We start from the raw sequence: 22,689 nt of genomic DNA, 5'->3' as shown, positions 1-22,689 counted from the left end.
ACAATCGCTTTTTTTGTGAAAATATAATAAAATAGATAGGAGAAATACTACTGTATGAAATGAGACGGTCTTTTCGTCTGGTTAAAGGAAAACATGACAAAAAAAGTTGGTGTCGGTCAGGCACATAGTAAGATTATTTTAATAGGGGAGCATGCGGTCGTATACGGCTATCCTGCCATTTCCCTGCCTCTCTTAGAGGTGGAGGTGACATGTAAGGTGGTCCCTGCTGAAAGTCCGTGGCGTCTCTATGAGGAGGATACCTTGTCCATGGCGGTTTATGCTTCGCTGGAGTATTTGGATATCAAAGAAGCCTGCATTCGATGTGTGATTGACTCGGCTATCCCTGAAAAACGGGGAATGGGTTCGTCAGCGGCTATCAGCATAGCAGCCATTCGAGCTGTTTTTGACTACTATCAAGCCGACCTGCCTCATGATGTACTAGAAATCTTGGTCAATCGGGCTGAGATGATTGCCCATATGAATCCAAGCGGTTTGGATGCTAAGACCTGTCTCAGTGACCAGCCCATTCGCTTTATCAAGAATGTTGGTTTTACAGAACTTGAGATGAACCTATCTGCCTATTTGGTGATTGCAGATACAGGTGTGTATGGTCACACTCGTGAAGCCATCCAAGTGGTTCAAAGCAAGGGGAAGGATGCTCTGCCGTTTTTGCATGCCCTGGGAGAATTGACCCAGCAGGCAGAAGAGGCAATTAGACGAAAAGATGCTGAGGGACTGGGACAAATCTTCAGTCAAGCGCATTTACATTTAAAAGAAATTGGTGTTAGTAGCCCTGAGGCAGACTCCCTCGTTGAAACGGCTCTGAGCCAGGGTGCTCTAGGTGCCAAGATGAGTGGTGGTGGGCTAGGAGGCTGTATCATAGCCTTGGCAACCAATTTGACTCAAGCTCAAGAACTAGCAGAAAGATTAGAAGAGAAAGGAGCTGTTCAGACATGGATCGAAAGCCTGTAACAGTACGTTCCTACGCAAATATTGCCATTGTCAAATATTGGGGAAAGAAAAAAGAAAAAGAGATGGTTCCTGCTACTAGCAGTATCTCTTTGACTTTGGAAAATATGTACACAGAGACGACTTTGTCGCCTTTACCGACGGATGCGACTGCTGATGCCTTTTATATCAATGGTCAACTTCAGAATGAGGATGAGCATGCCAAAATGAGCAAAATCATTGACCGTTACCGCCCAGAAGGTGAGGGTTTTGTCCGTATTGATACCCAAAACAACATGCCTACCGCAGCGGGCTTGTCCTCAAGTTCCAGTGGTTTGTCCGCCTTGGTCAAGGCCTGTAATGCTTATTTCCAGCTTGGTTTGAATCAGAGTCAGTTGGCGCAGGAAGCTAAGTTTGCCTCAGGTTCTTCCTCTCGGAGCTTTTATGGACCACTAGGTGCCTGGGATAAGGATAGTGGGGAAATTTACTCTGTTGATACAGACCTGAAACTAGCTATGATTATGTTGGTGTTAGAGGATAAGAAAAAACCAATTTCTAGCCGTGATGGAATGAAACTTTGTGTGGAAACCTCGACGACCTTTGATGATTGGGTTCGTCAGTCTGAGAAGGATTATCAGGATATGCTGGTCTATCTCAAAGAGAATGATTTTGCCAAGGTTGGGGAATTAACGGAGAGGAATGCCCTTGCTATGCACGCTACGACGAAAACAGCATCGCCAGCCTTTTCATATCTGACGGATGCGTCCTATGAAGCCATGGACTTTGTCCGCCAACTTCGTGAGCAAGGGGAAGCCTGCTACTTTACCATGGACGCCGGTCCCAATGTCAAGGTCCTCTGTCAAGAGAAAGATTTGGATCATCTATCTGAAATCTTCGGTCAACGTTACCGCCTGATTGTGTCGAAAACAAAGGATTTGAGTCAAGATGATTGCTGTTAAAACGTGCGGGAAACTCTATTGGGCAGGTGAATATGCTATTCTAGAGCCAGGGCAGTTAGCCTTGATAAAGGCCATCCCCATCTATATGAAGGCTGAGATTGCTTTTTCTGAGAACTATCGTATCTACTCAGACATGTTTGATTTCGCAGTGGACTTGACGCCAAATCCTGACTACAGCTTGATTCAAGAAACGATTGCTCTAGTGGAAGATTTCCTCGTTTATCGTGGGCAAGCCTTGCGACCTTTTTTCTTGGAAATCCGTGGCAAAATGGAACGAGAAGGGAAAAAATTTGGTCTGGGTTCTAGCGGTAGCATCGTTGTCTTGGTGATCAAGGCCCTGCTAGCTCTGTATGATATTTCAGTTGATCAGGGTCTCTTGTTCAAGCTGGCAAGCGCGGTCTTGCTCAAGCGAGGCGACAATGGTTCCATGGGAGACCTTGCCTGTATTGTGGCAGAGGATTTGGTTCTCTACCAGTCTTTTGATCGAAAGAAGATAGCTGCTTGGTTGGAAGAAGAAAACGTGGCGACAGTTTTGGAGCGTGACTGGGACTTTTCCATCTCACATGTAAAACCTGCCCTAGAATGTAATTTCCTAGTGGGATGGACCAAGGAAGTAGCTGTGTCTAGTGACATGGTCCAGCAAATCAAGCAAAACATAGACCAGAACTTTTTAAGTTCCTCAAAAGCAACGGTGTCTGCTTTGGTAGAAGCCTTGGAGTTGGGGCATGCAGAAAAAATTATCGAGCAGCTGGAAACAGCCAGTCAACTTTTAGAAGGTTTGAGCCCAGATATTTACACGCCTTCACTGAGACAGTTGAAAGAAGCCAGTCAAGATTTGCAGGCTGTTGCCAAGAGTAGTGGTGCTGGTGGTGGTGACTGTGGGATTGCCTTGAGTTTTGATGAGCACTCAACTGAAACCTTAAAAAATCGCTGGGCCGATCTGGGGATTGAGCTCTTATATCAAGAAAGGATTGGATATGACGACAAATCGTAAGGACGAGCACATCCGCTATGCCCTTGAGCAAAAAAGTTCTTATAATAGCTTTGATGAGGTGGAGTTGATACATTCTTCCCTACCCCTTTACGACCTGGATGAGATTGATTTGTCTACAGAGTTTGCAGGTCGCAAGTGGGACTTTCCTTTTTATATCAATGCCATGACGGGTGGAAGCGATAAGGGGAGAGAAATCAATCAAAAGCTGGCTCAGGTGGCGGATGCCTGTGGGGTTTTGTTTGTGACGGGCTCTTATAGTGCAGCCCTCAAAGATCCAACAGATGATTCTTTTTCTGTCAAATCTAGCCATCCAAAGCTCCTCCTTGGAACCAATATTGGATTGGACAAGGCTGTTGAGTTAGGCCTTCAGACTGTAGAAGAGATGAATCCTCTTCTCCTGCAAGTGCATGTCAATGTCATGCAGGAATTACTCATGCCAGAGGGAGAAAGGAAGTTCAGAAGCTGGTATTCGCATCTGGCAGACTATAGCAAGCGGATCCCTGTTCCAATCGTTTTAAAGGAAGTGGGCTTTGGGATGGATGTGAAGACTATCGAAAGAGCCTATGAACTGGGTGTTCGAACGGTTGACCTGTCGGGTCGTGGTGGTACTAGCTTTGCCTATATCGAAAATCGTCGCAGTGGTCAGCGTGATTACCTCAATCAATGGGGCCAGTCCACCATGCAGGCCCTTCTCAATGCCCAAGACTGTAAAGACAAGGTCGAACTCTTGGTCAGTGGAGGCGTTCGAAATCCGCTGGATATGATTAAGTGCCTGGTCTTTGGTGCCAAGGCTGTAGGACTGTCACGAACCGTTCTGGAATTGGTTGAAACCTACTCGGTCGGGGAAGTGATTAGCATTGTCCAAGGATGGAAAGAAGATCTGCGTTTGATTATGTGTGCCCTTAATTGTGCCACCATAGCGGATCTGCAAAACGTAGACTATATTCTTTATGGCAAATTAAAAGAAGCAAAAGATCAGATGTAGAGAGGTCGGGACAAGAATCCCGCCCTTTTTTGTAGCCTTTTGTCAACTGTGGTGGGCTGAAAGAACCTAGCTTGTAAGAGCGATTTCTGTCCTATCTCCTTTTTCCATCCTCAGACCGAGGTGACTTTTTTGAATTGTGATAAAATAGTAGGGAGAGGATGCATCTATGAAAAAATTTCAAATCTTTTTATTTATCGAATCCTGTTTATTGACGGGAGCTCTGATTTTGATGGTATCAGAGCATTTTTCACGTTTCCTGCTGATTTTATTCCTCTTTTTGCTCTTGCTCCGCTATTATACAGGTAAAGAAGGCAACAATGTTTTCCTCCTTATGGCGACTATTCTTTTCTTTTTCATCGTCATGCTCAACCCCTTCGTGATATTAGCTATCTTTGTAGCGGTCATATACAGTCTCTTTCTTCTCTATCCGATGATGAATCAAGAAAGAGAGGAGACCGACTTGGTCTTTGAAGAGGTGGTAACGGTTAAAAATGAACGCAATCCTTGGTTTGGCAATCTCCATCATTTCTCTAGCCACCAGACCTGCCAATTTGACGATATCAATCTCTTTCGCCTCATGGGCAAGGATACCATTCATTTGGAAAGAGTTATCCTAACCAATCATGACAATGTCATTATCCTTAGAAAGATGGTCGGAACGACTAGGATTATCGTACCTGTAGATGTGGAAATCAGCCTCAGTGTTAACTGCCTCTATGGAGATTTAACTTTCCTCCATCAACCCAAGCGAGCCCTTCGTAATGAACATTATCATCAGGAAACCAGGGACTATCTAAAGAGTAACAAGAGCGTCAAAATTTTCCTAACTACTATGGTTGGCGATGTGGAGGTGGTCAGAGGATGAAAAAGCAATCGTACCTATTAATCGGGCTGACTTCACTCCTCTTTATTCTCTTTTTGGCTAATAGTCTGCTTGATATTCTAAATCTTGATTGGTCCTATTTGCTACAGGATATCGAGAAAACAGAGAAACTCATCTTCTTGATTTTGGTCTTTAGCCTTTCCATGACCTTCTTTTTTGTCCTTTTTTGGCGCGTGATGGAAGAAATTTCTCGCAGAAAAATGCAGGTTAATCTCAAGCGGCTCCTAGCAGGAAAAGAGGTGGTTGCCTTTGCAGATCCAGATTTGGATGCCAGTTTTAAGTCCTTGTCTGGCAAGCTTAACCTCTTGACAGAGGCTGTTCAAAAGGCTGAAAATCAAGGCCTGGTCAAGGAAGAAGCAATCATCGAGAAAGAACGAAAGCGGATAGCACGTGACCTTCACGATACAGTTAGTCAGGAGTTGTTTGCGGCCCATATGATTTTATCAGGTGTCAGCCAGCAGGCTTTGAAGCTGGATAGAGAAAAGATGCAGACCCAGTTGCAAAGTGTTGCAGCCATTCTCGAAACAGCCCAGAAAGATTTGCGGGTCCTGCTCCTACATTTGCGACCTGTTGAGTTGGAAGAGAAGAGTTTGGTTGAGGGGATTCAAATCCTCTTAAAAGAGCTTGAGGACAAGAGCGAACTCAAGGTCAGTCTCAAGCAAAATGTGTCTAAATTGCCTAAGAAAATCGAAGAACATATCTTCCGTATTTTACAGGAATTGATCAGCAATACCCTTCGCCATGCCCAGGCATCTTGTTTGGATGTCTATCTCTATCAGACAGATGTTGAATTGCAGCTGAAAGTGGTGGACAATGGAATTGGTTTCCAGTTGGGGAGTTTAGATGACTTGAGTTATGGACTGCGAAACATCAAGGAGCGGGTCGAAGATATGGCAGGAACGGTTCAACTCTTGACAGCTCCAAAGCAAGGACTGGCGGTTGATATCCGTATTCCCCTGCTAGACAAGGAATGATAAAGGAGTAGAGATGAAAATTTTACTGGTAGATGACCATGAAATGGTCCGATTGGGCTTGAAAAGCTATTTTGATCTCCAAGACGATGTGGAAGTTGTGGGCGAGGCTGCCAATGGGGCTCAAGGTATTGACTTGGCCTTGGAACTGCGTCCAGATGTCATTGTCATGGATATCGTCATGCCTGAGATGAATGGGATTGATGCAACCTTGGCCATCCTCAAAGAATGGCCTGAAGCCAAGATATTAATTGTCACCTCTTACTTGGACAATGAAAAAATTATGCCAGTCTTGAATGCTGGTGCCAAAGGCTATATGCTTAAGACTTCTAGTGCAGACGAACTACTCCATGCTGTCCGTAAGGTGGCTGCTGGCGAGCTGGCCATTGAACAAGAGGTCAGCAAGAAGGTTGAATACCACCGTAATCATATGGAGCTTCATGAGGAGCTGACTGCGCGTGAGCGAGACGTACTTCAACTCATCGCTAAGGGCTACGAAAATCAACGCATTGCAGATGAACTCTTTATCTCTCTCAAGACGGTCAAGACCCATGTGTCCAACATCCTTGCCAAGCTTGAGGTCAGCGATCGCACTCAGGCGGCGGTCTATGCCTTTCAGCACCACTTGGTCGGGCAGGAGGACTTTTAGATGAGTCTTGCAGATTTACTTGAGGAGCTAGAAGCAGCAAAAGACCCTGAAAAAGCAGGCCCTATGGAAGCCTATATGCGCCATCAATTTCCCTTTCTAGGTATTGCAGGTCCTGAAAGAAATGCCCTCTATAAAAAGTATTTTCCAGAAGCGAAAAAAACAAGAGTTATTGACTGGGATTTTGTAGATATCTGCTGGGAAAAGGAGCCTAGAGAATACCAATATGTAGCTGCCAACTATTTGAAAGCCATGCAGTCTTATCTAACGAAGGATGATTTGCCTAAGCTTGAGCGTCTGGTCGTGACCAAGTCTTGGTGGGACACGGTAGATATCCTAGATCGAGTAGTAGGAAGTTTGGTAGCCGACCATCAGGAGCTTGAAGAAGTGCTTTTAAAATGGAGCCTATCAGATAATATCTGGTTGAGGCGAGTCGCTATTGACCACCAGTTGTTAAGAAAAGAAAAAACAAACGTTCAACTGATGGAAAAGATCCTGCTCAACAATCTGGACCAGACAGAATTTTTTATCAACAAAGCCATCGGCTGGGCTCTAAGAGACTACTCTAAAACCAATCCCGAATGGGTAGCACGTTTTATTGAGAAAAATAAGAAGAGAATGGCTGAACTTAGTATCAAGGAAGCGAGCAAGTACCTCTAGCACTATTGAAAAGCGCATTCATTACTTGAAAAAAGTCGCTATTATATGGTATAATGGACTGTATTAAAAATTTTAAGGAGAAATGACAGAATGTCTGTATCATTTGAAAACAAAGAAACAAACCGTGGTGTCTTGACTTTCACTATCTCTCAAGACCAAATCAAACCAGAATTGGACCGTGTATTTAACTCAGTAAAGAAAACTCTTAACGTTCCAGGTTTCCGTAAAGGTCACCTTCCACGCCCTATCTTCGACCAAAAATTTGGTGAAGAAGCTCTTTATCAAGATGCAATGAACGCACTTTTGCCAAATGCTTATGAAGCTGCAGTAAAAGAAGCTGGTCTTGAAGTAGTTGCACAACCAAAAATTGACGTGACTTCAATGGAAAAAGGTCAAGACTGGGTTATCACTGCCGAAGTTGTGACAAAACCTGAAGTTAAATTGGGTGACTACAAAAACCTTGAAGTATCAGTTGATGTAGAAAAAGAAGTAACTGACGCTGACGTTGAAGAACGCATCGAACGCGAACGCAACAACTTGGCTGAATTGGTTATCAAGGAAGGCGTTGCTGAAAATGGCGACACTGTTGTCATCGACTTCGTTGGTTCTATCGACGGTGTTGAATTTGACGGCGGAAAAGGTGAAAACTTCTCACTTGGACTTGGATCAGGTCAATTTATCCCTGGTTTTGAAGACCAATTGGTTGGACACTCAGCTGGTGAAACTGTTGATGTTATCGTAACATTCCCAGAAGACTACCAAGCAGAAGACCTTGCAGGTAAAGAAGCTAAATTCGTAACAACTATTCACGAAGTAAAAGCAAAAGAAGTTCCAGCTCTTGACGATGAACTTGCAAAAGACATCGACGAAGAAGTGGAAACTCTTGACGAATTGAAAGAAAAATACCGCAAAGAATTGACTGCTGCTAAAGAAGAAGCATACAAAGATGCCGTTGAAGGTGCAGCAATCGATAAAGCTGTAGAAAACGCTGAAATCGTAGAACTTCCAGAAGAAATGATCCACGAAGAAGTTCATCGCTCAGTAAATGAATTCCTTGGAAACTTGCAACGTCAAGGTATCAACCCTGACATGTACTTCCAAATCACAGGAACTACTCAAGAAGACCTTCACAAACAATACGAGGGAGAAGCTGAGTCACGTACGAAGACTAACCTTGTTATCGAAGCAGTTGCCAAAACTGAAGGATTTGACGCTTCAGAAGAAGAAATCCAAAAAGAAATTGAGCAATTGGCAGCAGACTACAATATGGAAGTGGCTCAAGTACAAAACTTGCTTTCAGCTGACATGTTGAAACACGATATCACTATCAAAAAAGCTGTTGAATTGATTACAAGCACTGCAACAGTAAAATAATCTTAAAAGAGAAAAAGCCCACCTGACTAGGTGGGCTTTCTGATGCACTATTTTCCAAAAATCTCTTTGAGATCTGTATCTGTAATCCCAATCATGGCTGGGATACTAGACCAGTTTTCCTCGGTGAGGATGTAGGATTGTTCAGAGTCACTTGCTGTGGCAGTTTCAGAGAAGGCTTGTTTACTTTCTTCAATATTAGTTTCAATTAAATCACTGAAGCGCTCAGTCAGATAGGTCTTGCGAGCAGTCCCGATATGCTTGACTGCATAGTCAAAGGCCTGTAACTCGCCAAGAAGGATGAGCTTGCTCTTGGCCCGTGTGATAGCTGTGTAGATGAGATTTCGCTCCAGCATGCGCTTGCTAGCACTGGTGATGGGCAGGATGACAACGGGAAACTCACTTCCCTGAGACTTATGGATACTCATGGCATAGGCTAGTCGAATCTTGTACCATTCGTTACGTGGGTAGATGACCTCATTGCCATCAAAATCAATGATAATCTCGTCTTGTTTGGACTCGGTGTATTTTCCAGGAATCAGGTCTGTGATGTAGCCTAGGTCTCCGTTAAAGACATTGACTTCAGCGTCGTTGACTAGGTGAATAACCTTGTCCCCTGTTCGATAGTGACACTGAGTTGCTTCAAAGCTAACTTGCCCCTTTTGCTGAGGATTGAGCAGGTCTTGCATGAGTTGGTTGATGGCATCAATACCAGCAGTTCCTCGATACATGGGCGCTAGCACCTGAATATCACGAGCCGGAATGCCACTTCTGAGGGCAGCACCAAGAATTTTCTCAATCGTAGCTGGGATATGGCCACTAGCGATTTCAAAGTAGGAACGGTCAGCTTTTTTCTGGGTAAAGTCAGCTGGCAAGATGCTTTGTCGAATCTGACTAGCCAAGGTGACGATAGTTGATTCTTCACTCTGACGGTAAATCCGTTCCAAGCGCGTCTGAGGTATCAGGGGTATCTGGAGCAGGTCTGCAAGGACTTGTCCAGGACTGACAGAAGGCAACTGGTCACTGTCTCCCACGATGAGAATTTTGCTGTTAGAAGAGATATTGGAGAAGAGTTGGTTGGCTAACCAAGTGTCCACCATAGAAAACTCATCCACGATGATGAAGTCGGCATCTAGATAATCTTCCAGATGACTGGTATCATCGTCTCCCGTCATCCCCAAATGACGGTGTATAGTAGCGCTAGGCAAACCTGTCAATTCATTCATGCGCCGAGCCGCTCGACCAGTTGGAGCAGCAAGAAGGATAGGTAAGTTGCTTTTTTTCCTGAGGTCAAGCCCTTCTAAAAGGGCGTAAACAGCGATGATCCCATTGATAACAGTTGTCTTACCAGTACCAGGCCCACCTGTTAGGATAAAGACCTTGTTCTGGATAGCATCACAGATAGCCTGTTTTTGAATGGTATCGTACTGAATTCCCAGTTCTTGCTCGACAGTAGAGATATGCTTGTGAATGGTTTCCAAATCCTGATTTTTCTGCTTTTCTTTTTCAAGGATACGAACCAAGTGACTGCGAATGCCTTCCTCAGCAAAAAAGAGGCTGTTATCAAAGATTTTGGTATCAATCTGCTGGACCTTGTCTTCTTCGATCAAATGAGATAATTCCTGAGCGACTTGGCTGGGATCCAGTTCCACGGGACGGGAAGATTCAAGGAGAGTAAGGGTTTGTTCCAGCAAATCTCGGGCTTCCATATAGGTATCGCCTGTATCCATACAACCTTGAAAGAGACTGTGGACAAGGCCAGCGCGGAAGCGCTCGGGAGCTTGGCTTTCAATACCTAGTTCGGCAGCTAATTGGTCAGCGATGGTAAAACCCAAGCCCTTGATATCCTCAACCAGCTGGTAGGGATAATTTTCAACCACATCAAGAGTTTCTTCCTTGTAAAAGTCTTGAATCTGAAAGGCTAGTTTATTGGGAATGCCGTAGTTGGCAAGTTTAGCCAAGACCATCTCTGTTCCATAGTTGAGACGGAGGGTGGAAACAAAAGCCTCACGGTTTTTGACAGAGAGTCCTGCAATACTTTCTAGCTTTTCAGGATGTTCCAGAATTTCGTCAATGGTATTGTCACCATAGCTATCGACGATTTTCTGAGCAGTTTTGAGACCAATTCCCTTGAAATGGCTACTGGAAAAATATTTGACTAGCCCTTTTCTAGTTGGTTTTGCCCGTTCATAACGGCTGATCTGAAGCTGTTCCCCATACTTGGAGTGCTGAACGATTTGCCCCCAAAAAGTGTAGTCTTCTCCTTCAATCACGTCCGCCATGGTTCCTGTAACGATGATTTCAAAATCATCGAAGTCCTCCGCATTGGTATCTTCGATATCTAGGAGGAGAATACGATAAAAATTACTGGGATTTTCAAAAATAATGCGTTCAATGGTGCCTGAAAAATAAACTTCCATAGGTTTCCTTTACATGAGTTCGTGAGAATTGGCCCCTTAGCTTCTTCAACAAGCTAGGAGGCTAAAAGGTCTTTTTCTCGCAATAGAAAAAGAGACTGAGACTTAGCATTCTCGGCCTCTTCCTTATCTTAAAAAGTTCCGATACGGTTAAGTGGCCAGAAACGGAATTTTGCTTCGCCCTTGATATCGCTGGCCTTGAAGGTACCAACATGGCGGCTGTCGCTAGAGACTAGACGATCGTCACCAAGGAGAAGGTACTCACCTTGAGGGACAGTAAAGCTGAAGCTGGTATTGGAATTGACATCAACTGTAAAGGCCTGCGCCTTTTGAGCAAGTTCTCTAAAGTAAACTCCCTTATTGCCTTCAAATCCTTTTCCAGTATAGGTGTTTTGCAACTTTTCTGTTTTGAACAAGTTGAGGTATTCAGCTAGGTAGGGTTCATCCGTTTCTTCACCGTTGATAAAGAGTTTGTCATTTTCATAGCGGATGGTATCTCCAGGCATACCGATGACCCTTTTGACAATGTCTTTATTTCCGTCTTCCTCATGCGCAACCACGATATCGAAACGGTCAATTGGGAGATGTTTGACAACGAAGAGAACCTCTCCGTCGGCTAGGGTAGGATCCATAGAGTGCCCTTCCACACGGACATTGCTCCAAAGGAAGATACGGCTAAGGCCGACCAGCGCGATAATCAGGAAGAAAACTCCCCATTCTTTTAGAAATGTTTTAAACGAATTCATAACTCACCTTTCTAGAAGTACTTTGGCTTTTTCAGTATTTTTAAAATGCAGTTTGGCGCAGAAATGAAGTCCCTTCATGCCATAGGCTTGAAGGATTTTGCTAGCAACCTTATCAGATGCAGTTCCAGCGCCACTTGGCAGTTGATAGCCTAGTTCCCGTCCAAGATTTTCCAAGTTTTCGAGGAAGAGATCTCGCGCGATGATAGAGCTAACTGCAACAGCCAGGTATTTGCCCTCGGCTTTTTCTTCTAAGCTAATTTTGTTTGGAAAACGGTTGGCTTCTTGCGCCAAGTACTTGTCATAGTTTTTAGGGCTTGTAAAAGCATCAATCACGATTTTTTCTGGCTGGACTCCTTTTTGAAGCAGGAGAAAGATAGCCTGGTTGTGAAGGGCAACCTTTACAGAAACAGCATTGTAGCGCTCTCCGATAACTTCGTTGTACTTGCTCGGTGAAAGGAGGAGCGCTTGGTGCTGGACCTTTTCTTTAAGGATAGGGGCAATCTGACGAATCTTTTGGTCTGTCAGAGTCTTGGAATCCCCCACACCGAGTTTTCGCAAGAAGTCATGCTGATCTGGTGTCACGAAGGAAGCCACGACAGCAAGCCCACCAAAGTAGGAACCATTACCCACCTCATCGGTACCGATCATAGGAAAATCTTGTCCACTGTTTTCTTGTTGAACTTGATAGCCAAAGAAACTAGCGTACTGTTCAGCAGCTTCGCCCTGCAGGAGGACTTTTCCAGAAGTATAGATGGAAACTGTTGCCTGAGGCAGTCTCAAAAAATAGCGAATATAAGGATTTTTACTAGGACTGAGAGCCTTTTGATACTGACTTAAAAAGCTCTGAATTTCTTGTTCACTTGGTATGAGTGTGATACTTGCCATAGTCTCTATTGTACCACAAAAGCAGGAGAATTGGTAAAAACTGACAAAGTTAGTGAAATTTGGTATAATATCGTGAGGTGAATTTTTATGGCAAATCTAAATCGATATAAGTTTACATTCGGAAAAAAGACATTAACCTTAACAACCGAGCATGACAATCTCTTTATGGAGGAAATTGCCAAGGTTGCGACTGAAAAATACCAAGCAATTAAAGAACAAATGCCTGGGGCGGATGATGAAACCATTGCGCTTCTTTTGGCGGTCAATTGTCTGTCTACACAGCTCAATCGTGAAATTGAATTTGATGACAAGGAGCAAGAGTTGTTAGAACTCCGCCACAAGTTGATTGCTGTCAAACAAGAACAGAGCAAGATTGAGGACTCCCTATGATTTCAATCCTACTCTTATTGCTTCTGGCTTGGGGCTTTTACATCGGCTACCGTAGAGGCTTGGTCCTGCAAGTTTATTATTTCCTCGTGGCAGTGATTTCAGCCTTCGTTGCGGGACAGTTTTATAAATCACTGGGCGATCATTTCCACTTGCTTGTCCCTTATGCCAATCCTCAGGAAGGACAGGGCACCTTTTTCTTCCCTTCAGACCAGCTGTTTCACCTAGACAAGGTCTTTTATGCAGGCCTAGCCTACCTTTTAGTTTTCGGAATTTGTTACAGTATCGGACGTTTTATCGGTTTGTTCCTACACTTGATTCCAACTAAAAAGCTCGATGTCAAATGGTTTCGTATGGGAGCAGGCCTATTGTCGCTATTGGTAACCTTATTTGTCTTGCAAATGGCTCTGACCATTCTTGCAACGGTGCCTCTGGCAGTCATTCAAAATTCACTCGAAAAAAGTATAGTAGCCAAACACATCATCCAAAGTGTCCCTTTTACGACAAACCTTATCAAACAACTCTGGGTGACAAATTTAATCGGATAAAAAGGGCGGGATTTTTCCTAGCCCTTTGTTTACAGATTGGACGACTAGGGTTAGGTAAAGTCCAAAAATTTCTAGGCGCTACGGTCTTGTAAACAAGCATACAAGGAAAGAATATGAATACAAAAATACTAGAAACATTAGAATTTAATAAAATCAAGGCCTTGTTTGAACCGCATCTCCTGACAGAACAAGGCCTAGAGGAGCTAAAAGGCTTGGCTCCAACTACAAAGGCGGATAAGATTAAACAAGCCTTTACAGAGATGGAGGAAATGCAAGCTCTTTTTGTGGAGCAACCTCACTTTACCATCCTAGCGACACGTGAGATTTCAGCTGTCTGCAAGCGTCTGGAGATGGGGGCGGACCTCAATATTGAGGAGTTCCTGCTCCTCAAACGAGTCTTGCTTGCTAGCAGAGAGTTGCAAGGTTTTTATGCCAATCTTGAAAACGTACGCTTGGAACAGTTGGCGAGATGGTTTGAAAAACTGCATGAGTTTCCACACTTGCAAGGAAGTCTCCAAGCTCTAAATGATGCAGGATTTATCGAAAATTTTGCCAGTGAAGAGCTAGCACGCATTCGCCGGAAAATCCATGATAGCGAGAGTCAAGTCCGAGATGTCTTGCAAGACTTACTTAAACAAAAATCTCAGATGTTGACGGAAGGCATTATCGCTAGCAGAAATGGCCGTCAAGTTTTACCAGTAAAGAACACCTATCGCAATAAGATTGCAGGTGTTGTCCATGACATCTCTGCTAGTGGGAATACGGTCTATATCGAGCCACGTGAGGTGGTCAAGCTGAGCGAAGAAATCGCTAGTCTGCGAGCAGACGAACGCTATGAGATGATTCGTATCCTGCAGGAGCTCTCAGAACGGGTCCGCCCTCATGCTGCAGAGATTGCTAATGACGCTTGGATTATCGGCCATTTAGACTTGATTCGTTCCAAGGTGCGTTTCATCCAAGAAAGACAAGCAGTGGTTCCTCAACTTTCAGAGAACCAAGAGATTCAACTCCTTCATGTTCGCCATCCTTTGGTCAAAAATGCTGTTGCAAACGATGTACACTTTGGTAAGGAATTAACGGCTATTGTCATTACAGGTCCCAATACTGGTGGGAAGACCATCATGCTCAAAACCCTGGGTTTGACTCAACTCATGGCCCAGTCAGGCTTGCCCATTTTAGCTGACAAGGGGAGCCGTGTCGGTGTTTTTGAGGAAATCTTCGCAGATATTGGGGATGAGCAGTCTATTGAGCAAAGCTTATCTACCTTCTCTAGCCACATGACCAATATCGTAGATATTCTTGGCAAAGTCAATCAGCACTCGCTCTTGTTGCTAGATGAGCTCGGGGCTGGTACCGATCCGCAGGAAGGAGCAGCGCTTGCTATGGCTATTCTGGAGGATCTTCGTCTACGTCAGGTCAAGACCATGGCGACGACCCACTATCCAGAACTTAAGGCTTATGGTATCGAGACATCCTTTGTGCAAAATGCCAGCATGGAGTTTGATACTGCGACTCTACGCCCGACCTATCGCTTTATGCAGGGAGTTCCTGGCCGAAGCAATGCCTTTGAAATTGCCAAACGCCTGGGCTTGTCAGATGTCATCGTGGGAGATGCCAGCCAGCAGGTCAATCAAGATAATGATGTCAACCGTATCATTGAACAATTGGAAGAGCAAACGCTTGAAAGTCGCAAACGCTTGGACAATATCCGTGAGGTGGAGCAAGAAAACCTCAAGATGAACCGAGCGCTCAAAAAACTCTACAACGAACTCAACCGTGAAAAAGAAACTGAGCTCAACAAGGCGCGTGAACAGGCTGCCGAGATTGTGGAACTCGCTCTAAGTGAGAGTGACCAGATTCTTAAGAACCTTCATAGCAAGTCTCAACTCAAACCCCATGAAATCATTGAAGCTAAGGCTGAGCTGAAAAAACTAGCTCCTGAAAAAGTCGACTTATCTAAAAACAAGGTCCTTCAAAAGGCTAAGAAAAAACGAGCTCCAAAGGTTGGAGATGATATCGTGGTTCTCAGTTATGGACAACGTGGAACCTTGACCAAGCAGCTCAAGGATGGCCGCTGGGAAGCCCAAGTTGGTTTGATCAAGATGACCTTGGAAGAGAAAGAATTTGACCTTGTTCAGGCTCAGCAAGAAGCCCCAGTCAAGAAAAAACAAGTCAATGTCGTCAAACGTGCTTCTGGACGTGGTCCGCAAGCCAGACTGGATCTCCGAGGCAAACGGTACGAAGAGGCCATGAATGAGCTAGATGCCTTTATCGACCAAGCCCTGCTCAATAACATGGCGCAAGTCGACATCATCCATGGTATCGGAACGGGAGTCATCCGTGAGGGCGTCACCAAATACCTACAAAGAAACAAGCATGTTAAGACTTTCGGCTATGCTCCACAAAATGCTGGAGGCAGTGGTGCCACCATTGTAACCTTTAAAGGATAGAGAGAAGAAGGATTCGCTCTTTCTGAAAAAAGAAATGAAAAGTCAAAAATTTTCATAGAATATATTGACAAAGGCTAACTTTTCTTGTAAAATAATAAAAAATTAAATACCAACACCGAATGAAGTTTAATAGAAGTGGAGAAAGGTTTGTTTTCCATGACTGTAAATGGACGGAACTCTGGAGAGACCGTAAAGGCACCGAAGGGGCAAGGCAGGCAACTGCTCAAACTCTCAGGTAAAAGGACAGAGCTAGGATAGACCGCTTTTAGGCATTTATCTAAGCATTCCAGAGTACATGTATCTTGCATGTGCTCTTTCTTTTGGGGTTGAAAGATAGGAGAAGGACATGTTAGAATTGCTAAAAGCGCTTGATGCTTTCGTTTGGGGACCTCCCCTCTTGATCTTATTGGTCGGAACGGGTATCTATTTGACCATCCGACTAGGCCTTTTGCAGGTGGCTCGTCTCCCTAAGGCCTTTCAGTTGATTTTTACCAAGGACAAGGGACATGGCGATGTGTCGAGCTTTGCAGCTCTTTGTACAGCTCTAGCTGCCACCGTTGGTACGGGAAATATCATAGGAGTCGCGACGGCCATTAAGGTTGGGGGACCAGGGGCGCTCTTTTGGATGTGGATGGCAGCCTTTTTTGGGATGGCGACCAAGTATGCCGAAGGCTTGCTGGCTATCAAATACCGTAGCAAGGATGCAAACGGCGCTGTAGCTGGAGGGCCCATGCACTACATCCTTTTGGGGATGGGAGAAAAGTGGCGCCCCCTTGCTATCTTCTTTGCCCTAGCGGGTGTATTGGTAGCCCTTCTAGGGATTGGTACCTTCACCCAAGTCAATTCGATTACAGAATCCATTCAAAATACGGCTCAAGTGGAACCAGCTATCACGGCTCTGATTTTATCCATTTTTGTAGGGATTGCCGTCTTTGGTGGCCTCAAATCCATATCAAAAGTTTCGACAGCAGTTGTTCCATTTATGGCTATTGTCTATATTTTGGGAACTCTTACAGTTATTCTCTTTAATATCGAGAAAATCCCAGCCACGCTTGCCCTCATCTTTACTTCAGCCTTTAGTCCAGCTGCTGCGGTAGGTGGTTTTGCAGGTGCCAGCATTCGGATGGCTATCCAAAATGGTGTGGCGCGAGGAGTCTTCTCTAACGAATCTGGTCTTGGTTCTGCCCCCATTGCGGCGGCTGCAGCTAAGACAAATGAGCCTGTCGAGCAAGGCTTGATTTCCATGACAGGAACCTTTATTGATACGTTGATTATCTGTACTCTGACAGGTTTAACCATCTTGGTAACTGGGGTTTGGAGTGGTGAATTGAATGGAGTTGCCTTGACCCAGTCAGCATTTTCTATGGTCTTTTCAGATTTTGGCACAATTGTCCTAACAATCTTCTTGGTTCTCTTTGCCTTTACGACAATTCTCGGCTGGAATTACTACGGGGAACGCTGTTTTGAGTTTCTCTTTGGTGTTCGTTTTATCTGGCTCTACCGTGTGGTTTTTGTACTCATGGTCTTGTTGGGAGGATTTATAGAGTTGGATATGGTTTGGATTATCGCAGACATCGTCAATGCCTTGATGGCCTTACCTAACTTGATTGCCCTTTTGGTCTTGTCCCCAGTAGTTGTTGCTGAGACTAAGAAGTATTTTAAGAACTAACCCAATCACACTTTTAGTGTGATTTTTTTCATTTCATAGACAATTCCTATCATGGCGATTGAAAATATATATTATCCAAGGGGGAAATTCTATGATAGACTAAATGACAATAAAATGAAAAGAGGTTTCTTATGACAACATTTACCATCCACACAGTAGAATCAGCACCAGCAGAAGTAAAAGAAGTTCTTGAAACAGTACAAAAAGACAACAATGGCTATATTCCCAACCTAATCGGTCTCTTGGCCAATGCCCCAACCGCGCTTGAAGCCTACCGAACTGTCGGAGCCATCAACCGTCGCAATAGTCTGACACCAGTGGAACGCGAAGTAGTGCAAATCACAGCCGCCGTAACCAATGGTTGTGCTTTCTGCGTGGCTGGTCATACTGCTTTTTCGATTAAACAAATCCAGATGAATGATGATCTTCTCCAAGCTCTCCGCAACCGTACCCCAATTGAGACAGATCCAAAACTAGATACTCTAGCTAAGTTTACCTTGGCGGTTATCAATACCAAAGGGCGTGTGGGAGATGAAGCCTTGACTGAATTTTTGGAAGCTGGTTACACGAAACAAAATGCCTTGGATGTGGTTCTCGGTGTTAGTCTTGCCAGCCTTTGCAACTATGCCAACAACCTAGCCAATACGCCTATTAACCCAGAATTGCAACCGTATGCTTAATTCATATCTGAGAAAAAATGAAGTCTGAAATAATCGAACTTCATTTTTTAAACTCTCATTTAAGCGCTTTTATGCTATACTAATAATAACATGATTATTGGAGGCTCGAATGAAAAAGCTCCCCTTGGTATTTTCTGGCTGTTTATTAGGTTTAGCAGGTGCAGGAAATCTGATTGCAGATACTTGGCCAGTTCTGTCACATTTATTTAGTTTGACTGGATTGGTCTTATGGATCTTCTTTCTCTTTCTTCATCTAGGAAATTGGTCTGAAACCAAGCGAGAATTTACCCATGCACCTCTCTTATCTGGCATGGCTACTTTTCCCATGGCTGGGATGATTTTATCGACCTATGTCTTTCGCGTATTCCCTGCTCTTCCTTTGCTAGCACAAGGGATCTGGTGGTTTTCATTTCTCTTGGATTTAGCTTTGATTGCTACTTTTACCATCAAATTTGCCTGTCCGGGTCGGAGGGTCAATGCGACTCCTAGCTGGACGGTGCTCTATGTGGGGATAGCAGTAGCAACCTTGACCTATCCCCTTGTCGGCATCATTGAAATTGCCTATGCGACCTTGAGTTTTGGTTTTGTCTTGACCTTCTATCTCTATCCCCTTATTTATAGGGATTTAAAGAAAACTCCACTCCCAGCGGCCTTGCTTGGACAGGAAGGAATCTACTGTGCTCCCTTTTCTCTACTCCTGGCATCCCTAGTTCGAGTTGGAGGAGCAGGTTTACCGACTTGGCTCTTGATCGTCATGATTTTGGCATCTCAATCCTTCTTTTTCTTTGTTTTAACTCGCTTGCCTAATATTTTAAAACAAGGATTTCAACCAGCCTTCTCAGCCCTCACTTTTCCAACAATTATCACAGCTACTTCGCTCAAGATGGCTCAGGGAATTTTGAAACTTCCATTTCTGGATTATCTGGTGTTGGCTGAAACTGTTCTATGCCTAACTATTTTATTCTTTGTATTGGGTGCTTATCTGATTTGGTTACGAAAAAAGGTCTAGCTAGAAATAGCTAGGCCTTATTGTTATGGTTTGATAACTTCAGCTCCACCCATATATGGACGAAGAACTTCTGGAATGGTCACAGAACCATCTTCATTTTGATAGTTTTCAAGAATTGCAGCCACTGTACGTCCAACTGCAAGTCCAGAACCGTTCAAAGTGTGAAGGAGTTTTACCTTGCCATCGGCTTCATCTCGGTAACGGATTTGAGCACGACGGGCTTGGAAATCTTCTGTATTTGAACAGCTTGAGATTTCACGGTAGGTATTTTGGGCTGGAATCCAAACTTCCAAGTCGTAAGTTTTGGCAGCTGAGAAGCCCATATCCCCAGTAGAGAGGGCAACGACACGGTATGGAAGATTGAGTTTTTGAAGAATATTTTCAGCGTTGGCTGTCATTTTTTCTAATTCTTCATAAGATTCTTCTGGTTTGGCAAATTTGACCATTTCAACCTTGTGGAATTGGTGCAGACGAATCAAACCACGAGTATCACGACCTGCAGAACCAGCTTCAGAACGGAATGATGGACTCATAGCGGTAAAGTAGATTGGTAGGTCTTTACCGTCAAGGATTTCATCACGGTAGTAGTTAGTTAAAGGAACTTCAGCTGTAGGAATGAGGACATAATTAGTGTCTTTCAATTCAAAAGTGTCTTCCTTAAATTTTGGATATTGACCAGTACCAAACATAGAATCATGGTTAACCATGTATGGTGTGATGACTTCAGTATAGCCCTCTTTTCCATGCTCATCCAACATAAAGTTGTAGATAGCGCGTTCCAAACGAGCACCAAGCCCTTTATAGAAGAGGAAGCGAGCACCAGTAACTTTTGCTCCACGTTCCCAGTCAAGGATACCCAAGTCTTCACCAAGATCCCAGTGAGCTTTTGGTTCAAAGTCAAACTCGCGTGGAGTCCCCCAACGGCGAACTTCCACATTGTCATCTTCATCAGCCCCAACAGGAACGCTGTCGGCAGGAATGTTTGGAAGAGTAGTGGTAAATTCTGTCAATTTAGCATCAATGTCCGCCAATTCAGCATCCAAGGCTTTGACTTCAGCAGATAGGATTTGCATTGCAGCAATCTTGTCATCGGCATTTTCCTTGTTTCGCTTGGCTTGGGCAATCTCAGCTGAAACTGTGTTACGTTCTGCCTTGAGGTTTTCAACCTTGACCAAGATGTCACGACGTTTAGCATCGATTTCTTTCATCTCATTTAAGATAGCAGCATCTACACCACGTGTAGCCAATTTTTCTGCGACAGCATCAAAGTCTGTACGAATACGTTTAATATCTAACATAAGAACTCCTTTATGAAAAAAACACACCTGACAAAGCGTTGGAGTGGCAGGGCCACGGTTCCATCCAACTTCACAGGTGTGCACTTGATTTTGTATGTAATTGTTACTAACGGTAGAATTTCACTTACCCCTCCTATCTGCTCGCAGCACCCGCAGACTTTCTGAAAGAAGGAGATAACTTACTTATCCGTTGCTATGATTATACTAAAGTTTCTACTTTTTTGCAAATAGATTTTTGAATTTTTGACCAATGGTCTGGAGTAAAGTAGGAAGTTTCACAACCTTGTCATTGCCAAGTTTTTGCCGAGCGATTTTGAGAATGGCTCCAGAGTCTTTGGAAGCAAAGAGGAATTTTCCTCGATCAGTGAAGACTTCAAAGTGGCGACTGATTTTGCGACCAGTTACGTTGGCTCCAATTCGCTGAATACTGGACCAGGGAATTTGGATATATTGTTCGACATTGACATCAGGATAAAACTCTAAGGCTTGATCCCCGACTAGAAATTTTCCGACTTTTCCAGAGATGGAGAGATAGGATGTTCCAGTGGTTTGTAGGTCAATGACTTTATTGAGTGATTGGGCCATGATTAATCTTCCTTACTTTCATCGAAAAAGGCGTGGTAGAGAGCCTTGATAGCTGCCTTTTCTTGCTCTTTATTGACAACAAACATGATGGAAACTTCACTTGAGCCTTGGGACATCATCTGGATGTTGATCTTGTTTTCAGACAGAGCGCGTGTTGCAGTAGCAGTTACACCAATGTGGCTCTTCATCTTTTCTCCGACAATCATAATGATTGAAAGGTCGTGTTCAATTTCAGCATGGTCCACTTCGGCTTTTTGAACTAACTGACGCAGAATTTCTTCCTCCTTGATAGGAGTCAATTCACGGGAACGAAGGATGATTGAAAGATCGTCGATACCTGTTGGCATATGTTCCCAACCAATGTTAAGATCTTCAAGGATCTGAAGAATCTTACGACCGAATCCAACCTCGCGGTTCATAAGGTATTTTGACATGTTGATGCTGACGAATCCAGAATCACCAGCGATTCCAACGACTGGGAATTTATCGCTACTGTGTTTCAGAACGATACGAGTTCCTGGATGATCAGGATTGTTGGTATTCTTGATGACAAGAGGGATTTTTCCGCGGTAAGCAGGTAGAAGGGCTTCATCATGAAGAACAGAAAATCCAGCGTAAGCCAATTCACGCATTTCACGGTAGGTTAACTCAGGAATGGAGTGTGGTTGATGAATAATACCAGGGTGGGCAGCAAAGATACCGTCTACGTCTGTAAAGTTTTCATAGAGATCAGCCTTGACTCCAGCTGCGATAATGGAACCAGTAATATCTGAACCTCCACGTGAGAAGGTACAGATTTGATTTTCCTTAGTTACGCCAAAGAAACCAGGGATGACAAGGACTTCATTGCTATCAGCCAAGCCCTCAATCTTGTCATAACTAGATGGGATGATACGTGCGTTTCCTGGTTCACTTGTGACAATGATTCCAGCTTCTCTTGGATGAACATAGCGTGCGTCAATGCCGTTTTGGTTAAAGTAGGCTGCAATGAGTTTGGCATTGTTATTTTCTCCAGCCGCTAGGAAGGTATCATAGAGAAATTCATTGTCTTCTATAGGAAGAGTTACCAAGGCCCGAATGCTTTTAGAAATCTTTTCTAAAACGGCAGGTTTTAGGCCTAGTTCACTAACCATAGCGGCATAACGATCAATGATCCAGCTTTGGCTAGCGTTGATATCATTTCCCACCACATAGTCGCGATAGTATTTAATCAAGGCATCGGTTACCTTGGTATCTTCAGCATTGCGTTTTCCGGGTGCAGAAACGACTACAAAACGGCGTTCCTTATCACTTTTAACGATGTTTAAAACTTTTTCTAACTGACCAGCAGAGGCAAGCGAACTTCCACCAAATTTTATAACCTTCATAAGGACTCCTCAAGTAAGTATTTTATACGATTATAGCAGAAAGAGGGGCATTTTTCAATGAAGAAAATAGCTCCCTGTTATAATAGAAGTAAATGCTAACTTATTCTGAAAAGCGACAACAGCTTAAAAGTAAGAGAGTCAAATTTTATTTACATTCATAAACGGTGGGGAAATAATCAGCTGAGACACTTTCCTTTAGTTTTTCCTTGCCTCTTTATCTAAAAAAAGGTA

Annotated in this window: 21 protein-coding genes and 1 riboswitch; of the genes, 15 read left to right on the top strand and 6 right to left on the bottom strand. The window is 43.9% G+C overall.

Annotation, left to right across the window (positions count from 1 at the left end; all coding sequences use genetic code 11):
• Positions 1-93 precede the first annotated feature (93 nt).
• The 9 genes from mvk (at position 94) to tig (ending at position 8,420) form a co-directional block, all read left to right on the top strand.
• Positions 94-972 (top strand): mevalonate kinase, encoded by an 879-nt coding sequence (mvk, locus tag HMPREF1125_RS04580; RefSeq protein WP_000163309.1) that lies wholly within the window; start codon positions 94-96, stop codon positions 970-972.
• A complete protein-coding gene (mvaD, locus tag HMPREF1125_RS04575; RefSeq protein ID WP_000375377.1) occupies positions 954-1,907 on the top strand; it encodes a diphosphomevalonate decarboxylase in 954 nt (317 codons plus the stop codon). Before mvk ends, mvaD begins: the two co-directional genes overlap by 19 nt.
• Positions 1,894-2,901 (top strand): phosphomevalonate kinase, encoded by a 1,008-nt coding sequence (locus HMPREF1125_RS04570; protein ID WP_000562390.1) that lies wholly within the window; start codon positions 1,894-1,896, stop codon positions 2,899-2,901. Before mvaD ends, HMPREF1125_RS04570 begins: the two co-directional genes overlap by 14 nt.
• Positions 2,885-3,886, top strand: coding sequence for a type 2 isopentenyl-diphosphate Delta-isomerase (gene fni / locus HMPREF1125_RS04565; protein ID WP_000210641.1), 1,002 nt, complete (start codon positions 2,885-2,887; stop codon positions 3,884-3,886). The genes HMPREF1125_RS04570 and fni overlap by 17 nt, the downstream gene beginning before the upstream one ends.
• 166 nt (positions 3,887-4,052) lie before the next feature.
• Complete coding sequence (gene liaF, locus HMPREF1125_RS04560) at positions 4,053-4,751, top strand: cell wall-active antibiotics response protein LiaF (RefSeq protein WP_000714494.1); 699 nt, start codon at positions 4,053-4,055, stop codon at positions 4,749-4,751.
• Positions 4,748-5,743 carry a sensor histidine kinase gene (locus HMPREF1125_RS04555; protein WP_000744933.1) on the top strand — a complete coding sequence of 332 codons (996 nt, stop codon included), beginning with the start codon at positions 4,748-4,750 and terminating at the stop codon, positions 5,741-5,743. The genes liaF and HMPREF1125_RS04555 overlap by 4 nt, the downstream gene beginning before the upstream one ends.
• Before the next feature lie 13 nt (positions 5,744-5,756).
• Complete coding sequence (locus HMPREF1125_RS04550; RefSeq protein ID WP_000698404.1) at positions 5,757-6,389, top strand: response regulator transcription factor; 633 nt, start codon at positions 5,757-5,759, stop codon at positions 6,387-6,389.
• Positions 6,390-7,046 carry a DNA alkylation repair protein gene (locus HMPREF1125_RS04545; protein WP_000050037.1) on the top strand — a complete coding sequence of 219 codons (657 nt, stop codon included), beginning with the start codon at positions 6,390-6,392 and terminating at the stop codon, positions 7,044-7,046.
• Between the two features lie 90 nt (positions 7,047-7,136).
• Positions 7,137-8,420: a trigger factor gene (gene tig / locus HMPREF1125_RS04540; RefSeq protein WP_000116507.1), complete on the top strand. Its 1,284-nt coding sequence runs from the start codon at positions 7,137-7,139 to the stop codon at positions 8,418-8,420.
• A 47-nt stretch (positions 8,421-8,467) separates the two neighbouring features.
• Here the strand turns inward: tig and HMPREF1125_RS04535 are convergent, their stop codons facing one another.
• From HMPREF1125_RS04535 to rnhC, 3 genes are all read right to left on the bottom strand, one after another.
• Positions 8,468-10,837, bottom strand: coding sequence for an ATP-dependent RecD-like DNA helicase (locus HMPREF1125_RS04535; protein WP_000454459.1), 2,370 nt, complete (start codon positions 10,835-10,837; stop codon positions 8,468-8,470).
• Positions 10,838-10,965: 128 nt separating this feature from the next.
• A complete protein-coding gene (gene lepB / locus HMPREF1125_RS04530; protein ID WP_001083990.1) occupies positions 10,966-11,580 on the bottom strand; it encodes a signal peptidase I in 615 nt (204 codons plus the stop codon).
• A 3-nt stretch (positions 11,581-11,583) separates the two neighbouring features.
• Complete coding sequence (rnhC, locus tag HMPREF1125_RS04525) at positions 11,584-12,465, bottom strand: ribonuclease HIII (RefSeq protein ID WP_000146844.1); 882 nt, start codon at positions 12,463-12,465, stop codon at positions 11,584-11,586.
• 87 nt (positions 12,466-12,552) lie between these two features.
• Between rnhC and zapA the strand changes: the two genes are divergently transcribed.
• The 6 genes from zapA to HMPREF1125_RS04495 all read left to right on the top strand — a co-directional run bounded on the left by zapA (position 12,553) and on the right by HMPREF1125_RS04495 (position 19,208).
• A complete protein-coding gene (gene zapA, locus HMPREF1125_RS04520) occupies positions 12,553-12,855 on the top strand; it encodes a cell division protein ZapA (protein WP_000002028.1) in 303 nt (100 codons plus the stop codon).
• Positions 12,852-13,400 carry a CvpA family protein gene (locus tag HMPREF1125_RS04515; RefSeq protein WP_000623527.1) on the top strand — a complete coding sequence of 183 codons (549 nt, stop codon included), beginning with the start codon at positions 12,852-12,854 and terminating at the stop codon, positions 13,398-13,400. The genes zapA and HMPREF1125_RS04515 overlap by 4 nt, the downstream gene beginning before the upstream one ends.
• A 113-nt stretch (positions 13,401-13,513) precedes the next feature.
• Entirely contained in the window at positions 13,514-15,850 is a 2,337-nt protein-coding gene (locus tag HMPREF1125_RS04510) for an endonuclease MutS2 (protein ID WP_001092927.1), read from the top strand.
• 168 nt (positions 15,851-16,018) lie between these two features.
• Positions 16,019-16,107: riboswitch (glycine riboswitch) on the top strand.
• A gap of 89 nt (positions 16,108-16,196) precedes the next feature.
• A complete protein-coding gene (locus HMPREF1125_RS04505; RefSeq protein WP_000891443.1) occupies positions 16,197-17,519 on the top strand; it encodes an alanine/glycine:cation symporter family protein in 1,323 nt (440 codons plus the stop codon).
• A gap of 131 nt (positions 17,520-17,650) precedes the next feature.
• The gene (locus HMPREF1125_RS04500; RefSeq protein ID WP_000206777.1) at positions 17,651-18,199 is read left to right on the top strand and encodes a carboxymuconolactone decarboxylase family protein; all 549 of its coding nucleotides are present in this window, start codon (positions 17,651-17,653) and stop codon (positions 18,197-18,199) included.
• A gap of 109 nt (positions 18,200-18,308) precedes the next feature.
• Positions 18,309-19,208: a TDT family transporter gene (locus HMPREF1125_RS04495; RefSeq protein WP_000735938.1), complete on the top strand. Its 900-nt coding sequence runs from the start codon at positions 18,309-18,311 to the stop codon at positions 19,206-19,208.
• A 23-nt stretch (positions 19,209-19,231) separates the two neighbouring features.
• Here the strand turns inward: HMPREF1125_RS04495 and serS are convergent, their stop codons facing one another.
• The 3 genes from serS to HMPREF1125_RS04480 form a co-directional block, all read right to left on the bottom strand.
• Positions 19,232-20,506, bottom strand: coding sequence for a serine--tRNA ligase (gene serS / locus HMPREF1125_RS04490; RefSeq protein WP_000884210.1), 1,275 nt, complete (start codon positions 20,504-20,506; stop codon positions 19,232-19,234).
• A gap of 213 nt (positions 20,507-20,719) precedes the next feature.
• Positions 20,720-21,091, bottom strand: coding sequence for a DUF956 family protein (locus tag HMPREF1125_RS04485; RefSeq protein WP_000079373.1), 372 nt, complete (start codon positions 21,089-21,091; stop codon positions 20,720-20,722).
• A 2-nt stretch (positions 21,092-21,093) separates the two neighbouring features.
• Positions 21,094-22,458, bottom strand: coding sequence for an aspartate kinase (locus HMPREF1125_RS04480; protein ID WP_000864451.1), 1,365 nt, complete (start codon positions 22,456-22,458; stop codon positions 21,094-21,096).
• Positions 22,459-22,689 lie beyond the last annotated feature (231 nt).

It is taken from the genome of Streptococcus oralis SK304 (genome assembly GCF_000287715.1).
GTDB lineage: Bacteria > Bacillota > Bacilli > Lactobacillales > Streptococcaceae > Streptococcus > Streptococcus oralis_Y.
This window is presented reverse-complemented; position numbering and strand designations above follow the sequence as displayed.